The organism is Nocardia sp. NPDC059691 (assembly GCF_042733915.1).
GTDB classification, from domain to species: domain Bacteria; phylum Actinomycetota; class Actinomycetes; order Mycobacteriales; family Mycobacteriaceae; genus Nocardia; species Nocardia sichangensis.
Genome location: NZ_JBHWFB010000001.1, coordinates 437368 through 453857 on the forward strand (window position 1 = coordinate 437368; position 16490 = coordinate 453857).

Sequence of the window (16490 nt, forward strand, 5' to 3'; positions counted from 1 at the left end):
CCGCACGCTCAGGACGAATAGTCCTTGCGCAACTGGACTTTGACCACCTTGCCGCTCGCATTGCGCGGGAGCTCGGCAAGCAGCACCAGCTCCTTGGGGTGCTTGTAGCGCGCGAGGTTCTCGTTGAGGAACGGCTCCAACTCGGCCAAGGTCAGCTCGTCGTCCGGGTTGTGCAGGGCGACCACCGCGACCGGCACCTCACCCCACTTCTCGTGCGTGCGGCCCACCACCGCGGCCTCCCGGATCTTCGGGTGCGCGAACAGGACGTTCTCCACCTCGGCGCAGTAGATGTTCTCGCCGCCGGAGATGATCATGTCCTTCTTGCGGTCCACCACGTAGACGAAGCCCTCTTCGTCCTGGCGGACCAGGTCGCCGGAGTGGAACCAGCCGCCCGCGAAGGCCTCGGCGGTGGCTTCCGGCTTGTTCCAGTAGCCCTGCATGAGCGTGGGACCGCGATAGACGATCTCGCCCACTTCGCCGGGCGCGACGTCGTTCATCTCGTCGTCGACGATGCGCGCCTGGATGGTGGGGATCACCTTGCCGACCGAGCCGAGCTTGCGGATGGCGTCCTTGCCCTCCAGCACGCAGGTGATCGGCGACATCTCCGTCTGGCCGAACACCGCGACGTTGAACGAGTTCGGGAAGCACTCGGCCATCGCGCGCAGCACGGTGTCGGAGGCGGGCGCGGCGCCCCAGCTGAGCACCTCGAGCGCGAGCTTGCGATCCTTCACCGTCGGATGGTCGCAGACCAGCTGCCACTGCGCGGGCACGCAGAACGCGGAGGTGGCCTGCTCGCGCTCCAGCGCGTCCAGGAACTCACCGGCGTCGAAGGCGCCGAGCGGATGCAGCACCGTCTTCGAGCCCAGCAGGAAGGCGGGCGCGAGGCTACCGAGACCGGCGATGTGGAACAGCGGCGAGGTGCACAGCCCGATCGAGTCCGGTTCCAGCGCCAGCGCTCGGATGCAGGTCAGCGCCTGCGCGTTCATATTCGCGTGGGTCAGTACCGCGCCCTTCGGGCTGCCGGTGGTGCCCGAGGTGTACATGATGAGGCTGGGGGTGTCCTCGGGGATGTCCAGCGGGGTGTGCGGCTCACCCGATTCGGCGATCAGGTCGTCGTAGCCGATCACGCCGTCCTCGGACGCGCCGCCGATCACCACGAGGGTCTCCAGGGCGGGCGCCTGCGCTCGCACGGCGGCGGCCAGCGGCAGCAGCACGGTATCGGTGACGACCGCCTCGGCCCCGCTGTCGCCGACGATATAGGCGACCTCCGGCGGCGTGAGCCGGAAGTTGACCGGGACCGCGATCGCGCCCAGCGCGTTGATGCCGAACACGGCCTCGAGGTATTCCGGGTAATTCAGCGCCAGGATCAGCACCCGGTCGCCGAACCCGATGCCCCGGCGCGCCAGTCCGTCGGCGAACTTCAGCGACCGCTCGTGCAACTGCCGCCAGGTCGTGTCCACGCCACGGAACCGGATCGCGACCGCGTCCGGGCGCATCTGCGCGTGCACGGCGATCTGGTTGTTCCAGTGATTACGCCGCGACCTGATCGGCTCGTCGAGCGCTGCTGCCCCGGTGGTCATTGCCACGAACTCCTCTCGGACCGTCATCGGCCCGCCGGGTTGTCCGACGGCGGCGACGGGCTGAATCGCGTGCAGAATAGCAACTAACTTAAACGCCCCACAAGAGATTGCGGAATGAATCCGGGTTAATCAGCCCGGAACTGGGGCCCGGTTCGGGTTGAACTCTTCTAGCAGGCCATTTGACCTACCACCGAACGGTGGCGAAGCGGAAACGGCAGCGATGAAGATCCTCAGATATGCGAACCACGGCTCACTTGTGAGTTGAAGACGGGCCGATTCTCGTGTCACCATCGACCCGAACGGGCGAACCGGCACGCCCGCGCGAGACATAGGAGAAGCGCAATGCTGCGGACCAGGTTCACCGAGAAGTTCGGGGTGGAACACCCGATCGTGCAGGGCGGCATGATGTGGGTCGGGCGGGCCGAACTCGTCGCGGCCGTCGCCAACGCGGGCGGGCTCGGCTTCATCACGGCGCTGACCCAGCCGACCCCGGACGACCTGCGCCGCGAGATCGAGCGCACCAGGGAACTCACCGACAAGCCGTTCGGCGTGAACGTCACCATCCTGCCGTCGATCAATCCGCCGCCGTACGCGGAATACGTGCGGGCGATCATCGACAGCGGCGTCGGGATCGTCGAAACGGCAGGCAGCAACCCCGAACCGTTCCTGCCGTACTACAAGGACGCGGGCATCAAGGTGCTGCACAAGTGCACCAGCGTGCGGCACGCGCTGAAGGCCGAGCGGATCGGCGTGGACGGCGTGAGCATCGATGGCTTCGAATGCGCGGGCCACCCCGGTGAGGACGACGTCCCCGGCCTGGTGCTCATCCCGGCCGCCGCACGGGAGCTGAGCATCCCGATGATCGCCTCCGGCGGCATCGCCGACGCCCGCGGCCTGGTCGCCGCGCTCGCCCTCGGCGCGGACGGCGTCAACATGGGCACCCGGTTCCTGTGCACGCAGGAGTCCTCGATCGATCAGAAGGTCAAGGAGAAGATCGTCGCGAACTCCGAGCGCGACACCCAGCTCATCTTCCGCACCATGCGCAACACGGCGCGGGTGGCGGACAACGAGATCAGCCGCAAGGTCGTCGAGATCGAGAAGTCCGGCGGCACCTTCGACGACGTGCGGGACCTGGTGGCGGGAGCGCGCGGCCGCCGGGTGTTCGAGGAGGGCGACCTGGACGCGGGCATCTGGTCGGTCGGCCTGTGCCAGGGCCTGATCCACGACATCCCGACCTGCGCCGAGCTGATCGGCCGGATGGTCAACGAGGCCGAGGAGCTGATCACGGCGCGTCTGGCCGAAACCGTGGTGGTCGGCTGACCGCGTCTACTTGGCCGCGCGGGCGGTGACGGCCGCGTAGTCGTGGCTCGCGACGAGTTCGATGCCGTCGGGCAGCGCGTGCAGGCGATGGATCGTGGTGAAGGCGGCGTCCCGGTCGGCGTCGAACAGCTTGCCCGGCATGGGCGCCTTCTCCCGCAGCAGATCGACCTGCAACTTGCTCCAGACGGCGTCGCCGGCGAACAGCACGCGGCTGCCGTCGTCCACCGCGAGCAATACGCCGATGCTGCCCGGCGTGTGGCCCGCGAGATCGACCAGCAGCACGGAGCCGTCGCCGAACAGGTCCTTGCTGCGCGGGAAGGTCAGCACGGGCGGTCCGTCCAGTTCGAAGCGGTCGAAACTGCGCCCACGCAGCGGTCCGCGCGCAACACCGGCCGGTGCGTGCGGGCCGCCCATCGCCCAGTCGTACTCGACTCCGGGCAATCGGATCTCGACCGAGGCGGGCAGCTCCAGCAGGCCGGAGACGTGATCCCAGTGCAGATGGGTCGGCACCACGAAATCGATGTCCTCGCCCGCGACATCGTGCGCGGCGAGCGCGTCGGACAGCCCGAGCACCGGCTTGTCCGGTGCGACGAGCAGCGGCACCGGGAACGGCAGTTCGGGCAGCACGCGCTCGTGCACGCCCGCACAGAGGGCCGGGTCGACCAGGAACCGCGCCTTCGGATGCTCGACCAGGAACGCCGCCATCGACAGCCGCATCTCCCGCAGGCTGCGCACGCCCTCTGCCACGATCGTGGTCGGCGCCGACATGGTGGCCTGGGTGAGCACGGTCAGCCGGACCGTTGCGCTCGCGGCGGGCGGCGGCAGCGCTTCGAGGTTCGCCAGGAGGGCGGTGTCGGGGCGGCGCGGCCGCAACAACCGGCCCGGCGTGGCCGCCAGCGCGGCGCAGCAGCGCAGCAGGGTGGGCAGAGTCGGCGTGCGCTCGGCACGGGTGGCGGCACCGCTGTCCGGTTCGGTCACGGTGCCACGGTATGTGATCACGCCGGTTCGCGAAAGAGCCGGGCAGGCAGCGGATATGCGACGTTGCTCCGGGCGGTTTCTGCGGCATAATCGCGGGGGTACCGTTCTCGAGCGGTGACAGCAGCCGGGGAGACGGGGAGGGAGGACGCGATGCGGCCCGGTCTTCCGGACGGGCACAGTGGTGCACCGGAACACGACGGTTCGCTCGGCAATAGCCGACGCACCGCACTCACTTGTGCCGCCGTCCTTGCCGTAGCGGATCTACTAGGTGTCGACGCCGCCTCGGTGTCGACCAGCTCGCCATTCACCGATCTCGGCCTCGGTTCCACTCAGCTCGCGAGGCTGACCGCCTATCTCGAGGACGCCATGGGAGTCGAAGTTCCGCTTACCGCGCTCTACGACCATCCGGACATCGAACAGCTTGTCGAGTATCTCGCGATGCGATGAGCAGCGCGGCTACTGATTCCGTCGGCTCGCATCCACCCGTCTCCATCATCGGCATCGGCTGCCGACTGCCCGGGGCGGCGAGCGTCGCCGAGTTCTGGCAGCTGTTGCTCGAGGGCCGGGACGCCACGTCCGCCCCGCCCGCCGGGCGGCTGGGCTCGCGGCGCGGCGGGTACCTCGCGGATGTCGAGTCCTTCGACAACGACTGGTTCGCCATCTCCGACCGCGAGGCCGCGCTGATGGATCCGCAGCAGCGGCTCGCGCTGGAAGTCGCGGTCGAGGCGCTCGACGACGCCGGGATCGGCTATCGCACGCGGGGTTCCGGCGCGGCCGTCGTCTTCGGCGCGTCGGGGTACGACCACGGCATCGCGGTGCTCGGCCGCGCGGGTCACGACGCGCCCTACGCGGTGACCGGGTCGGCGCTCAGCATCATCGCCAACCGGTTGTCGTACGTGCTCGACCTGCACGGGCCGAGTCTGGTACTCGACAGCGCGTGCTCGTCCTCGCTCGCCGCGGTCGACCTCGCGGTCCGGCTGCTCGCCGACGGCGCCGTCCCGTTCGCCATCGTGGGCGGCGTCAATCTCGTCTTGCTGGAACACACCTCGAACTACCTGGCCGAGGGCGGCTTCCTGTCGCCCGGCGGACGCTCGACGCCGTTCGACGTGGCCGCGGACGGTTACACCCGCGGCGACGGCTGCGCCGTGGTGATTCTGCAGCGCAGCGCGGACGCGGTACGCGAGGGCAACCGGGTGTACGCGGAGATCGTCGGAACCGCCGTCGGATCGGACGGCCGCTCCAACGGCCTGTACGCGCCGAACGGCCGCGCACAGCAGGAGACGTTGCGGGCCGCGTGGTCGCGAGCCGGGCGCCCGCCCAGCAGCGCGGGGTACATCGAATGCCACGGCACCGGAACGCCTTTGGGTGACGCGGTGGAGGTCGGCGCGCTCGCCGCCGCGCTCGGGCCCGGCTCGGACGACCCGATCTGGATCGGTTCGGTGAAGTCCAACATCGGTCATCTGGAGGCCGCCGCCGGAGTCACCGGGATGGTGAAGACCGCGCTGTCCATCCACCACGGGGTGATCGCCCCGACGATCAACGTGCACACCGAGCATCCGCTGCTGCACTTGGCCGAGCGCGGCCTGCGCGTGCCCACCGAGCCGGTGGACTGGAGCCGGGTGGACGCGACGGAACGCGTGGCGGGCATCAGCTCGTTCGGATTCGGCGGCACGATCGCGCATCTCGTGCTCCGCGGCGCCACGCGAGCGCGGCCCGAACACGATGCGCACTTCCCGATACTGCTGCCGCTCACCGCACGTGACGAGGAGGAACTGCGCGACCGCGCACTGCGGCTGGCCGATGAATTCGACCGAACAGGGCCCTCCTTGCCCGAATCGGTCGCAGCGGCGGTGCGAGCGGTGCCGGAGCCGACCCGGGCCGCGATCCTCGCGCACGATCACGCCGACGCGGTGCACCGGTTGCGCACGCTCGGCCACGGCGACGCCGACGCGGCGCTGGGCCCCGTGGCGAATTGCCGCCGCGGCGGGCTGTTGTTCCTGTTCTCCGGGCAAGGCGGCCAGCATCCGAAGATGGGCCGTGCGCTGGCGGCGCGATATCCGGTCTTCGCCGCCGCACTCACCGAGGCGACCGACGCGATCGTGACGGCGGGCGGGCCGCGGGTCTGGACGCCGCGTGACGGATTCACCTCCGCGGGTGCGGCGCAAGCCACCGATCTGGTGCAGCCCGCGTTGTTCGCCTTCCAGGTGGCGCTGGTGAAATTGCTGGCGGCATGGGGGATCCGCCCTGATGCGGTGGCCGGCCACAGTCTCGGCGAGATCGCGGCGGCGGCGGTGAGCGGCGCGCTGACCCTCGCGGACGCGGCGCGCGTGGTGGTGCTGCGCAGCGCGACGCTGGCGCATCTGGACGGGCGCGGCGCGATGGCAGTGCTGGAGGCGGCCCCGGGCGAGGCGGCCAAACTCGTGGAGCCGATGCGATCGGAAGTGGCCGTCGCCGCGATCAACGGCCCGAGGTCGGTAGTCGTGTCCGGCACCCCGCGCTATATCGACACGCTGGTGCGGCGAGCCACCCGCCGCAACATGTTCGCGCGCAGGCTCGCGGTCGACTTCGCCGCGCACAGCCCGCAGGTCACCACCGTGCTCGCGCCTTTCGTCGCGGCGTTGACCGAGATCACGCCCCTGACGCCGCGCCTGCCGGTGTATTCGACGGCGCGGCGCGGCGCGAAAATCACCACCGCCGCCATGGACCGCGACTACTGGACGGAGAATGCCGCGGGCACGGTGGAATTGGCGGCCGCGCTCGAGCGCGCGGCCGAAGACGGCATCGCCACCGTGGTGGAGATCGGCCCGCAGCCGGTGTTGCTCGCGGCGGTGCGGGAGTACCCGGACTTCCGCGACGGCACGCATGCCGTGGCGCTGCGCGATGACGAGGCGAACGGCTTTCTCACCGGCGTGGCCGGGCTGTACCTGGAGGGGCGGCCGGTCGACTGGTCCGCGCTCGGCCCCTTCGGCACACCCGTACCGCGGCAGTGGCGCAAGCGGAAATTCCCGCTGCTGGTGGCCGGACCCGCGAGCGCGCACGTCCCCGAATCCGCCTTCGCCGCCGAGGATCTGACCCATCACGTGGTACAGGGCGACAACATCGTGCCCGCCGTCTTCTGGCTGCGGCGGCTGCTGCGGCTCGCCAAGGACACGGCGGGGGCGGCCGCACTGACCGATTTCGCCGTACATGAGAGGACCGATCCCAGCGCCCTGCCCGAGGTCGTCTATCGCGGGCCGGGAGCGGAGGAAAGCGTACGGGCGGAGGTCACGGGCACCGGAACGCTGGCTTCGGCCCGGCCCGCCGGTGACCCCACACCCGCGGATATCGTCGCATGGATGCGGGTGGTCGACGCAAACCGGGCCGCAAGACATCACATGCGCGTCATCACCACCGGCGTCTTCTACCAGGAATTGCGCCGCAGACGGCTGGAGTACGGTCCGCGATTCCGCACGCTGCGCGGCATCGCCGCGGGCACCGGACGGGCGCTGGGCCTGTTCGACGCCGCCGAATTGCATCGCACCGCAACGCTGGACGGCTGCCTGCACGTGCTCGCCGCGGCGGTGTTCGACGAATTGCCCGGCACGTCGATTCCGCTGCCGATCGGCATCGACTCGGCCTGGCTGTCACATGAACCGAATCGCCACGTGCTCGAGGTGCACGCGCTGGTCCGCGAGCGCGCCGACACCGGATTGATCGGCGACGTCATCGCGACCGACCAGCACGGGGTGCCCTGTCTCGCCTTCTCCGGTGTGCACATTCGCTATGCCGACCCCACCGACGAGGAGGGGCTCGGCACGCTTCGCACGGCGCCCGCCGAATACGAAACGCGAAACGCGCCCTTCCGTCAGGAGTCCTGGGAGTCGCGCGATCCCGGTTCACTCGGGCTCGGTGACGCACCCGCGACCCTCGTGCGGCGCGCGGTGGTGGTCGGCGCCTCCGACCTCGCCGTCCGGCTCGCCCGCGCACTGGACGCCGAGCTGCCCACCGAACGGATCGCGCGGGAACCGGACGACGCGAGCTCGCTCGTCAGCGCGGTACTGGCCGGGCGCAGCGGTGACCACGCCGTAGTGGCCGTCTGGCCCACCGGTTTCGGCGTGAGTGCGGGCAAGAGCGCCGCGGCGGCCGGTCGTGTCCTCGAACTGCTGCAATTGATCTCCGCTCAGGACGCCACCGCGTCCGTGACGGTGGTACTGCCGCACGAGGATCCGGCCCGCCCGCTCTCGCGGCCCGATGAGCCCGCCGTGGCGGCCTCGGTCGTCCCCGCGGCGATCGCCGGGCTGGTGCGTTCGCTGCAACTGGAGACGGGTCGTACGGTGCGCCTGGTCTGGGCCGATTCCGACCCCAGGAACCTGCCGCTGCTCACCCGCCTGGTGGCGACCACCGACAGCGCCGTTCCCGACGAGCTGCGCCTGTCGGCGGGTGAGACCGCGGTGCGTCGCTTCACGCCCGCGCGACCACGCGCCGTGCCTGCCGTCGGCGTCGACGCGAACGGAACATACGTCGTCACCGGCGGACTGGGCACGCTCGGCTCGGTCGCCGTGCGCTGGTTGCTCGACGCGGGCGCGCGCGACGTGGTGGTGCTGACCAGGGCGCCTCGCCCGGTGCCCGCGCTGCTCGACGGCTTGGAGGACCGCATCGTCGTGGTGCGCTGCGACGCCGCCGACCGGGACGACCTGGCCAACGCGCTCAGCGACATCCGGGCCTCCGACTCGATGATCCGCGGTGTCGTGCACGCGGCGGGCGTGCTGGAGGACGCCGGGTTCGACGCGATTACCGCGGGCCAGCTGACCAGGACGTTCCTGCCCAAATCCACTGCGGCGGGCAATCTGATCGAGCTCACCGCCACCGACGCCACCGACTTCGTATTGCTGTTCTCCTCGGCCACCGGCGCTCTCGGTGCGCCGGGGCAGGCCGCGTACGCTGCCGCCAACGCCGCGATGGACGCACTCGCGCAGCGTGATCCGGGCAGACGGATCCTGAGCATCGGCTGGGGGCTGTGGGATTCCGGCCTCGCCGCGGCGGCAGGCGGCGCGAGCCATCTGCGTCGAGCGGGCATCGGCGCGTTCGACTTGCCGGGCGGAAGCGCCGTACTGTCCCAAGTCCTGCGCTACGACGGCCCATACCTCCTGGCGCTGGAGCACATGCCGACGACCGACACTTCCCCGATCGCGATCCGTTTGACGAATCTGCTCGTGCCCGTCGGCCGTCCCGACCCCGCGCCCGCCCGCGCCGAGACGAGTGAGCGCACGCCCGAGCCCGCCGAACCGCTGACCACGACCATCCGCCGCGTTCTTGCGAGCACGCTCGATCTGCCCGCCGAGCACATCGACGCCGGGGCCGACTTCAACGACCTCGGACTCAGTTCGTTGCTCGCGATCGAGATGCGCCGAAACCTGGAAGCGCGGCTGCGCGTCCGGATCGCGACGGCGGAGTTGTTCAAGCACCCCACCATCACCGCCCTCGGCGCCGCCCTACTGGACCGGGTCGCCGCGAACACCGGAGAGACCTCGTGAGCCGCGGCGACCACCCGGCGGGGAATGGTCTCGCGACTTCGGTGGCCGCGTGGGCCGCCACCCGCCCGGACGAGCCCGCCTTCACCGAGCTGCGGTTCCGCGTCCAGGAACGCAAGCCCGTCACGCTGACCTACGCGCGCCTGCATGCCGCGTCGGGCGCGCTGGCAGCACGATTGCGGCAGGAAAGCGCCCCCGGCGACCGCGTGGGCATCCTCTGCGCCCACGGCATCGACTATGCGGTGGCGTTTCTCGCCTGCCTGTACAGCAATCGAGTCGCGGTGCCGCTGTTCCCGGCCGCGGGCGCACGCAACCGCGAACGCCTGCACGCCGTCCTGGCCGATGCCAGGCCCTCGCTCAGCCTGCTCTCCGCTCACGACGAGATCACCGCGCCGATCCTGGGCACCGCACTGGGACGAGCTCTCGCCTTGCCCGCGAATCCCGGTGTGCCGGACTGGGGTTCAGCCGAGGGAATCAGGTCCGGCGCGCCTACCGCGATGGCGTCGGCGAGCGTGGCCGACCCGACGGCACGCCGCGCGGGGTCACTCGAGACACGCTTCGTCGCACCCGGCATTCGTCCCGCCACGCCGTCGGCCGCACCGGTGATCGATCCGGTGTGCGACGAGCTGGCCTATTTGCAGTACACCTCCGGATCGACGAGGTCTCCCGCGGGCGTCCGGGTCACGCACGACAACCTCGCCACGGCGTTGACGCAGCTCGGGCACGCCGTGTCGGTCGCGGACGATCAGCCCGTCGTGACCTGGCTGCCGTTCTTCCACGACATGGGTCTGATCCTCGGCCTTTCGCTGCCACTCTTCCTGGGCGTGCACGGCATCACGCTGGCGCCCGCCGAGTTCGTGAAGCGCCCCGTCCGCTGGCTGCGCGCGATCGCCGACTACCGCGCCGGTACCACGGGGTGTCCCAATTTCGGCCTGAAACTCGCGGTGTCCGGCACCACCCCCGCCGAGCGGGCCGGGCTGGACCTGTCCGGACTGGACATCGTGCTCAACGGCTCGGAGCCGGTCCGCGCCGACGCCTTGCAGGAGTTCACCGAGACCTTCGCCCCTTACGGTTTTCGCCATCACGCGCACACTCCCGGCTTCGGCTTGGCCGAGGCCACCCTGACGGTCACCGTCTGCGACCAGCGCGAGAACCCGGTATGGCACCGTTTCGACCGCGCCGCACTGTCCGAAGGCCGCGCGGTCGCGCTGTCCGAGGACGCGGCGGGATCCGTGGACGGTGTGCCGCTGGTCGGGTGCGGCGCACCCGCTGGACAACAGCTGCGGATCGTCGATCCGGTGCTCGGAACCGCGCTGCCCGCTGGACGCGTCGGCGAGATCTGGGTGGCCGGAGACAATGTGTGCGACGGATATTTCGGGAGACCGGATGCCACGGCGGAGATATTCGGCGCCACGCTGCCGGGAAGCACTGCCCGGTGGCTGCGCACCGGCGATCTCGGCTTCCAGCACGAGGGCCAGTTCTACATCGCGGGCCGCCGCAAGGACGTCATCGTGGTCGACGGACGCAATCACTATCCCGCCGACATCGAGGCGACGGTGCAGGCATGCGCGCCCGAGGTCAGGCCGGGTCACGTGACGGCGTTCGGGCACGACGACGGGCTGCGCGAAGACCTGGTCGTCGCCGCCGAACTCGGCACGGTCGACGGACGCGAGCCGATCGAACTGTTCGCGTTGGCCCGGCGCATCCGCACCGCGGTCGCGTCCACCCACGAGGTGATGCCCGGTGCGGTACTGCTCCTCGAGCCGGGGCGAATCCCCAAGACCAGCAGCGGAAAGCTCCGCCGCGGCGAGTGCAGGGCACGCTATCTGGCGGGCCGACTCAGCCCGGTGGCCATGATCTGACCAGCGGTCGCCGGCTTTCGTTCAGTGCTCGTCTCGGCCCATGAGACGGTCGGTCTCGCGACGCTCACGCTTGGTGGGCCGCCCTGCGCCGCGGTCACGGCGGGGCATGCTCGCCAGGATTTCGCGCGGGGGAGGAGGCGGACTGCGATCGATCAAGCACTGCGCGGCGATCGGAGCGCCGACGCGCTTGGTGACGATCCGCTCCACGATGACGATGCGTTCGATACCGCCCGCGCGGACGCGGACCTCGTCACCGGGACGCACGGGCTGTGCGGGCTTGACTGTCGCGCCGTTCACCCGGACGTGCCCGCCACGACATGCCTCCGCAGCGGCGGATCTGGTCTTGAACAGACGCACCGCCCAGGTCCACGAATCAACGCGGGCCTGGGTGGCGGTGTTCTGGATGCCGGATTCGGCGCGGGCCACTCGTTAGACGATACGGCGTGCGGTGACCACCATGTCGGGGCGCAGCGGCGTGTAGGAAACCGGCGTACCCGTCTGCACCGCGTTCAGGAGCTTGTTGTCGCCCGCGTAGATGCCGACGTGACCGCCGCCGTTGGTGATGACGATGTCACCCGGCTTCAGCTCGTTGTAAGCGACCGGAGCGCCGACGTGCGACTGCTCGAAGCTGGTGCGGGGAAGCTCGATGCCCGCCTGACGGAATGCCCACTGGACGAGACCGGAGCAGTCGAAGGAGCGGGGACCCGCCGCGCCCCAGGAGTACTGGGCGCCGACCTTGGTCCTGGCGGCGTCGAGGGCGATGTCACCCGGGGAGTTGCTCTGCTGCTGGCCGAACAGGCCCGGCAGCATGGGCGCGAAATTGGGAGCCTGAGGAGCGACCTCTTGCGGCGCCTGGGCAGGGGCGGCGGGAACGGCCGCGAGCGCCTGCTGGATCTGCTGATTGAGCTGCTGGACCGGCTGTTCCCATTCCTGCGGAACATCGAAATTGCCGACACCGGGAACGTTGATGGTCGCGGCCATGGCCGGAATCGCGGGCATGGCGCCGGTCGCGGCCACCGCACCCATGACAATCGCACCCTTGACGGAATTCGGAACCCGAGAATCCCGTTGCAAGCTGTGTTTACCCACCGAGCTACGTCTCCGATCTTGCTGCTCTCCCGCCGACCGGGTTAGCTGACGGGCTCGGGCCGGGAGAGCGGCCCTACCTCGCGACCGAAATCGGCCTCGAGGATTCACCCCAGACGAACCTGTGGGTCCCCGGTACGACAGCCGAGACCGGTTGGCCCCGACAGCCGTTAAGGCGGTAACTAGTGGCGCCGTTTCTCTTACGAAGCGACTGGTTCCACTAAGTCACGAAGAGATTACGGTGCCGACGCGATGTTGTCCACCCCACAGAGCTGCGTCTTTTCCATCACGACCGGAGCCCGCTTGGATCGGCGGAAAATGGCCGCCCAAGCGAAGGTCACGGACTGATCTCGCCGGGCGGCGCGAGGTCACCGAAGGACATCGCCGACCCGTCCGACCACTCGGGTTCAGGGGCGCGTTCCGTGCACCGCGCGCTCGAGTTCGTCGATCCTGCGGCGCGCCTCGGCCAGCTCGACCTCGAGCTTGCCGAGCGCCATGACCAGCGGGCCGACCGCGAGATCGGCGACCAGCTGTGGATCGTCGTAGCCCCGCTCGATCGCGACGAGGATGTTGGACCGGATGCGCTGGGCCACCGTGGCGCCCGCCGGTACGTTCCAGGACCCGACTACCTCGGCGAGGCCGGCGAGAGGTGGTTCGTCGGACATGCCCCTCCGTTCCCGCGCTGCCGTGCCGCGCGACCGTTCTGGCGAACCGCAACCAGCCTAGAGAGCCGGCGGCGAGAGCAATAGTGCAATACGAAACGCTAAGGCTTTCTAGAACACGCCATAGATGTGCCCAGATTATCCGGACGAAACGCGCTACGGTGTCGGGGCATGGACCCCGTGCGGAATCCGTATGCCCCTGGTGCAGGACAGCGCCCGCCCGAATTGGCTGGGCGCGACAAGCAACTCACGGCTTTCGACATCGTGCTCGAACGCGTCGCGCGCGGCAGGCCGGAACGCAGCGTCATGCTCACCGGCTTGCGCGGCGTCGGAAAGACGGTGTTGCTCAACCAGCTTCGCTCGGCCGCCATCTCGCGCGGCTGGGGCACCGGCAAGATCGAGGCGCGCCCGGACCAGGAATTGCGCCGCCCGCTGTCCTCGGCGCTGCACATGGCGGCGCGGGCGATCGCGACGGCGCACCGCAATCCGGAGCGGGTGGACGACTTCCTCGGCATCCTCAAGGCTTTCGCGCTGCGGTCCACCGCGGACAAGGGCATGCGGGAACGCTGGCAGCCCGGCATCGACGTGCCCGCGGTGAGCGGCCGGGCCGATTCCGGCGACATCGAGATCGATCTGGTGGAGCTGCTGGTCGAGGCGGCGGCGCTGGCCGGTGACATCGGCGTCGGCATCGCGATCTTCATCGACGAGATGCAGGATCTGGGGCCCGCCGACATCTCCGCGATCTGCGGCGCGTGCCACGAACTGAGCCAGGACGCCGCACCGCTGATCGTGGTGGGCGCGGGCCTGCCGCACCTGCCCGCGGTGCTGTCCGCCTCGAAGAGCTACTCGGAACGACTATTCAGCTATCACCGCATCGACCGCCTGGATCGGGAGTCCGCCGACCAAGCGCTGATCGCGCCCGCCCAGCGCGAGGATGTGAAGTTCACCGACGAGGCATTGGACTCGTTGTACAGCAAGGCCGATGGTTACCCGTATTTCGTGCAGGCGTACGGCAAGGCCGCATGGGATCAGGCGCCGGAGAGTCCGATCACGGCCGAGGATGTGGAGGTGGCCTCGCCCGCCGCCGAGGAAGAGTTGGCGGTCGGATTCTTCGGTTCCCGTTATGAGCGGGCCACCCCCGCTGAGCGGGAATACATGCGCGCCATGGCCGACCTGTCCGGCGACGACGGCCCGGTGGCAACCGCGGCGGTGGCCAACGAACTCGGCCGCAAACCGGCTTCCCTCTCGCCCGCCCGGGACGGCCTGATCAAGAAAGGCCTCATCTACTCCGCCGAGCGCGGCACCATCGGATTCACGGTGCCGCACTTCGGCCGCTATCTGCGCTCGGTCTGAGCGCCCGCAGGCCACGCGCGCGGCGATTGATTGCCAACTATTCGCCCGTCTTTCAAGATCAGTAGATATTCGTAGATTTATCTCGACCAGCAGGCCTACCGATGAGTAACAAACCCTCCTACACTCGGATGTGATCCTGATCACGTCCGAGGGAGGACATCATGGCGACAGCCGCGAAAGTCGACGCCACCGAAGAACAGGCCCGCGCACTGGTCGAGGAATCCCGCGAAACGAGCTGGGCCAAGCCGTCCTTCGCCAAGGAAATGTTCCTGGGGCGGTTCCGGCTCGACCTGATCCACCCGTATCCGGAGCCCGGCCCCGAGGACGCCGAGCGGACCGAGGCGTTCCTGTCCCGGCTGCGGACGCTGTGCGAGTCCATCGACGGATCGGTGATCGAAGCGGAGAGCCGGATCCCGGACGAGTACGTCAAGGGCCTGGCCGAACTCGGTTGCTTCGGCCTGAAGATCCCACAATCGTTCGGCGGCCAGGGACTTTCCCAGTTCGGCTACAACCGAGCGTTGATGCTGGTCGGCTCGGCGCACCCGAGCCTCGGCGTGCTGCTGTCCGCACATCAGTCGATCGGGGTGCCCGAACCGCTGAAACTGGCGGGCACCGACGAGCAGAAGGCCGAGTTCCTGCCCCGCTGCGCGGCCGGGGCGGTCAGCGCGTTCCTGCTCACCGAGCCCGACGTCGGCTCCGATCCGGCCAGGATGGCCAGTACCGCGACGCCGACCGAGGACGGCGAGGCCTACCTGCTCAACGGCGTGAAGCTGTGGACGACCAACGGCGTGGTCGCCGAGTTGCTGGTGGTGATGGCACGCGTGCCCAAGAGCGAGGGGCACCGCGGTGGCATCTCGGCGTTCGTGGTCGAAGCCGACTCACCGGGCATCACCGTCGAGCGGCGCAACTCGTTCATGGGCTTGCGCGGCATCGAGAACGGCCTGACCCGGATGCACGACGTCCGGGTGCCCAAGCGCAACCTGATCGGCCGGGAGGGCGACGGCCTCAAGATCGCGCTCACCACCCTGAACGCGGGCAGGCTCGCCATCCCCGCGTTGTGCACCGCCGCCGCAAAGTGGTCGCTGAAGATCGCGCGGGAGTGGAGCACCCAGCGGGTGCAGTGGGGCAGGCCGGTCGGCGAGCACGCGGCCGTCGGTCAGAAGATCGCGTTCATCGCGGCGACGACGTTCGCGCTGGAGGCGGCGCTCGATCTGTCGGCCACCATGTCCGACGAGGGCCGCAACGACATACGGATCGAAGCGGCGCTGGCCAAGCTGTGGGCCAGTGAGATGAGCTGTCGGATCGCCGACGAACTCGTGCAGATCCGCGGCGGCCGCGGCTACGAGACGGCGGCCTCGCTCGCCGCGCGGGGCGAGCGGGCCGTCCCCGCCGAGCAGCTGGTGCGCGATCTGCGGATCAACCGCATCTTCGAAGGCTCCAGCGAGATCATGCGGTTGCTGATCGCCAGGGAGATGGCGGACGCGCACATGGCGGCCGCCGGCGCGCTGGTCGACCGCAAGGCCGAGTTCAAGGACAAGGCGAAGGCCGCGGTCGGCGCGACGGGTTTCTACGCCAAGTGGTTCCCGCAGCTCGCGGTCGGCGCGGGGACGGTACCCGCGGCGTACACCGAATTCGGCGTGCTGGCCCGGCATTTGCGCTTCGTCGAGCGCAGTGCGCGCAAGCAGGCCAGGTCCCTGATGTACGCGATGGGCCGGTGGCAGGCGGGCCTGGAGTACCGGCAGAACTTCCTCGGCCGGATCGTCGACATCGGCGCCGAGCTGTTCGCGATGTCGGCGGCCTGCGTGCGAGCCCACGCGTTGCGCGCCGCCGACGCGCCGGAGGGCAAGGCGGCCGAAGAACTGGCGGACACCTTCTGCAGGCAGTCACGGCTGCGCGTGCGCGAGTTGTTCGACGCGCTGTGGGAGAACACCGACGACGACGACCGCACCCTCACCCGCGGCGTGCTCGACGGCCGCTACGAATGGCTGGAGGGCGGCGTGCTCGACCCGAGCGAGGGGACCGGCCCGTGGATCGCGGAGTGGCAGATGGGCCCATCCACCGAGGAGAACCTCCTGCATCCATTCCTGCCGTCCACGCGTCCCCGCGCGGAAGCCTGAGCGGTAGCGGACCCGCCGCACG

At 69.7% G+C, this 16490-nt stretch carries 11 protein-coding genes and 1 riboswitch; of the genes, 6 read left to right on the forward strand and 5 right to left on the reverse strand.

All coding sequences use genetic code 11. The annotated features are described in order from the left end of the window. Positions 1-8: 8 nt before the first annotated feature. Positions 9-1580 (reverse strand): fatty-acid--CoA ligase FadD5, encoded by a 1572-nt coding sequence (fadD5, locus tag ACFV2O_RS02100; RefSeq protein WP_379249531.1) that lies wholly within the window; start codon positions 1578-1580, stop codon positions 9-11. Between the two features lie 342 nt (positions 1581-1922). On the opposite strand from fadD5, the gene ACFV2O_RS02105 reads away from it, so the two are divergent. Continuing rightward, positions 1923-2900, forward strand: coding sequence for an NAD(P)H-dependent flavin oxidoreductase (locus ACFV2O_RS02105; protein WP_379249533.1), 978 nt, complete (start codon positions 1923-1925; stop codon positions 2898-2900). 6 nt (positions 2901-2906) lie between these two features. On the opposite strand, the gene ACFV2O_RS02110 is transcribed toward ACFV2O_RS02105, so the two are convergent. Continuing rightward, positions 2907-3878, reverse strand: a complete 972-nt coding sequence (locus ACFV2O_RS02110; protein WP_355071100.1) for an MBL fold metallo-hydrolase — start codon at positions 3876-3878, stop codon at positions 2907-2909. Positions 3879-4028: 150 nt separating this feature from the next. Between ACFV2O_RS02110 and ACFV2O_RS02115 the strand changes: the two genes are divergently transcribed. Genes ACFV2O_RS02115 through ACFV2O_RS02125 form a run of 3 tightly spaced genes read left to right on the forward strand, consistent with a single transcriptional unit; the run spans position 4029 to position 11250 of the window. Then, entirely contained in the window at positions 4029-4325 is a 297-nt protein-coding gene (locus tag ACFV2O_RS02115) for an acyl carrier protein (protein WP_364424850.1), read from the forward strand. Further along, positions 4322-9391: an SDR family NAD(P)-dependent oxidoreductase gene (locus ACFV2O_RS02120; RefSeq protein ID WP_379249535.1), complete on the forward strand. Its 5070-nt coding sequence runs from the start codon at positions 4322-4324 to the stop codon at positions 9389-9391. Before ACFV2O_RS02115 ends, ACFV2O_RS02120 begins: the two co-directional genes overlap by 4 nt. Next, positions 9388-11250: a fatty acyl-AMP ligase gene (locus tag ACFV2O_RS02125; protein ID WP_379249537.1), complete on the forward strand. Its 1863-nt coding sequence runs from the start codon at positions 9388-9390 to the stop codon at positions 11248-11250. The genes ACFV2O_RS02120 and ACFV2O_RS02125 overlap by 4 nt, the downstream gene beginning before the upstream one ends. 21 nt (positions 11251-11271) lie before the next feature. Here ACFV2O_RS02125 and ACFV2O_RS02130 read toward each other — a convergent pair whose 3' ends face one another. From ACFV2O_RS02130 to ACFV2O_RS02140, 3 genes are all read right to left on the reverse strand, one after another. Further along, entirely contained in the window at positions 11272-11676 is a 405-nt protein-coding gene (locus ACFV2O_RS02130) for an RNA-binding S4 domain-containing protein (protein WP_356963164.1), read from the reverse strand. A 3-nt stretch (positions 11677-11679) separates the two neighbouring features. After that, complete coding sequence (locus ACFV2O_RS02135; RefSeq protein ID WP_355071092.1) at positions 11680-12276, reverse strand: NlpC/P60 family protein; 597 nt, start codon at positions 12274-12276, stop codon at positions 11680-11682. Positions 12277-12354: 78 nt separating this feature from the next. Then, positions 12355-12524: riboswitch (cyclic di-AMP (ydaO/yuaA leader) on the reverse strand. A 219-nt stretch (positions 12525-12743) separates the two neighbouring features. Then, on the reverse strand, positions 12744-13001 hold the full coding sequence (locus ACFV2O_RS02140) for a hypothetical protein (protein ID WP_355071090.1): 258 nt from the start codon (positions 12999-13001) through the stop codon (positions 12744-12746). Positions 13002-13169: 168 nt separating this feature from the next. On the opposite strand from ACFV2O_RS02140, the gene ACFV2O_RS02145 reads away from it, so the two are divergent. After that, on the forward strand, positions 13170-14351 hold the full coding sequence (locus ACFV2O_RS02145; RefSeq protein WP_355071089.1) for an ATP-binding protein: 1182 nt from the start codon (positions 13170-13172) through the stop codon (positions 14349-14351). 161 nt (positions 14352-14512) lie between these two features. Next, on the forward strand, positions 14513-16468 hold the full coding sequence (locus ACFV2O_RS02150; RefSeq protein ID WP_379249540.1) for an acyl-CoA dehydrogenase family protein: 1956 nt from the start codon (positions 14513-14515) through the stop codon (positions 16466-16468). Positions 16469-16490: the final 22 nt, after the last annotated feature.

Excerpts from the sequence above, each read along its gene's own strand:
- ACFV2O_RS02140 (WP_355071090.1), bottom strand. The coding sequence starts at position 13,001 with ATGTCCGACGAACCACCTCTCGCCGGCCTCGCCGAGGTAGTCGGGTCC.
- ACFV2O_RS02105 (WP_379249533.1), top strand. The coding sequence starts at position 1,923 with ATGCTGCGGACCAGGTTCACCGAGAAGTTCGGGGTGGAACACCCGATC.
- fadD5 (WP_379249531.1), bottom strand. The coding sequence starts at position 1,580 with ATGACCACCGGGGCAGCAGCGCTCGACGAGCCGATCAGGTCGCGGCGT.
- ACFV2O_RS02150 (WP_379249540.1), top strand. The coding sequence starts at position 14,513 with ATGGCGACAGCCGCGAAAGTCGACGCCACCGAAGAACAGGCCCGCGCA.
- ACFV2O_RS02120 (WP_379249535.1), top strand. The coding sequence starts at position 4,322 with ATGAGCAGCGCGGCTACTGATTCCGTCGGCTCGCATCCACCCGTCTCC.
- ACFV2O_RS02145 (WP_355071089.1), top strand. The coding sequence starts at position 13,170 with ATGGACCCCGTGCGGAATCCGTATGCCCCTGGTGCAGGACAGCGCCCG.
- ACFV2O_RS02135 (WP_355071092.1), bottom strand. The coding sequence starts at position 12,276 with ATGGGTGCGGTGGCCGCGACCGGCGCCATGCCCGCGATTCCGGCCATG.
- ACFV2O_RS02115 (WP_364424850.1), top strand. The coding sequence starts at position 4,029 with ATGCGGCCCGGTCTTCCGGACGGGCACAGTGGTGCACCGGAACACGAC.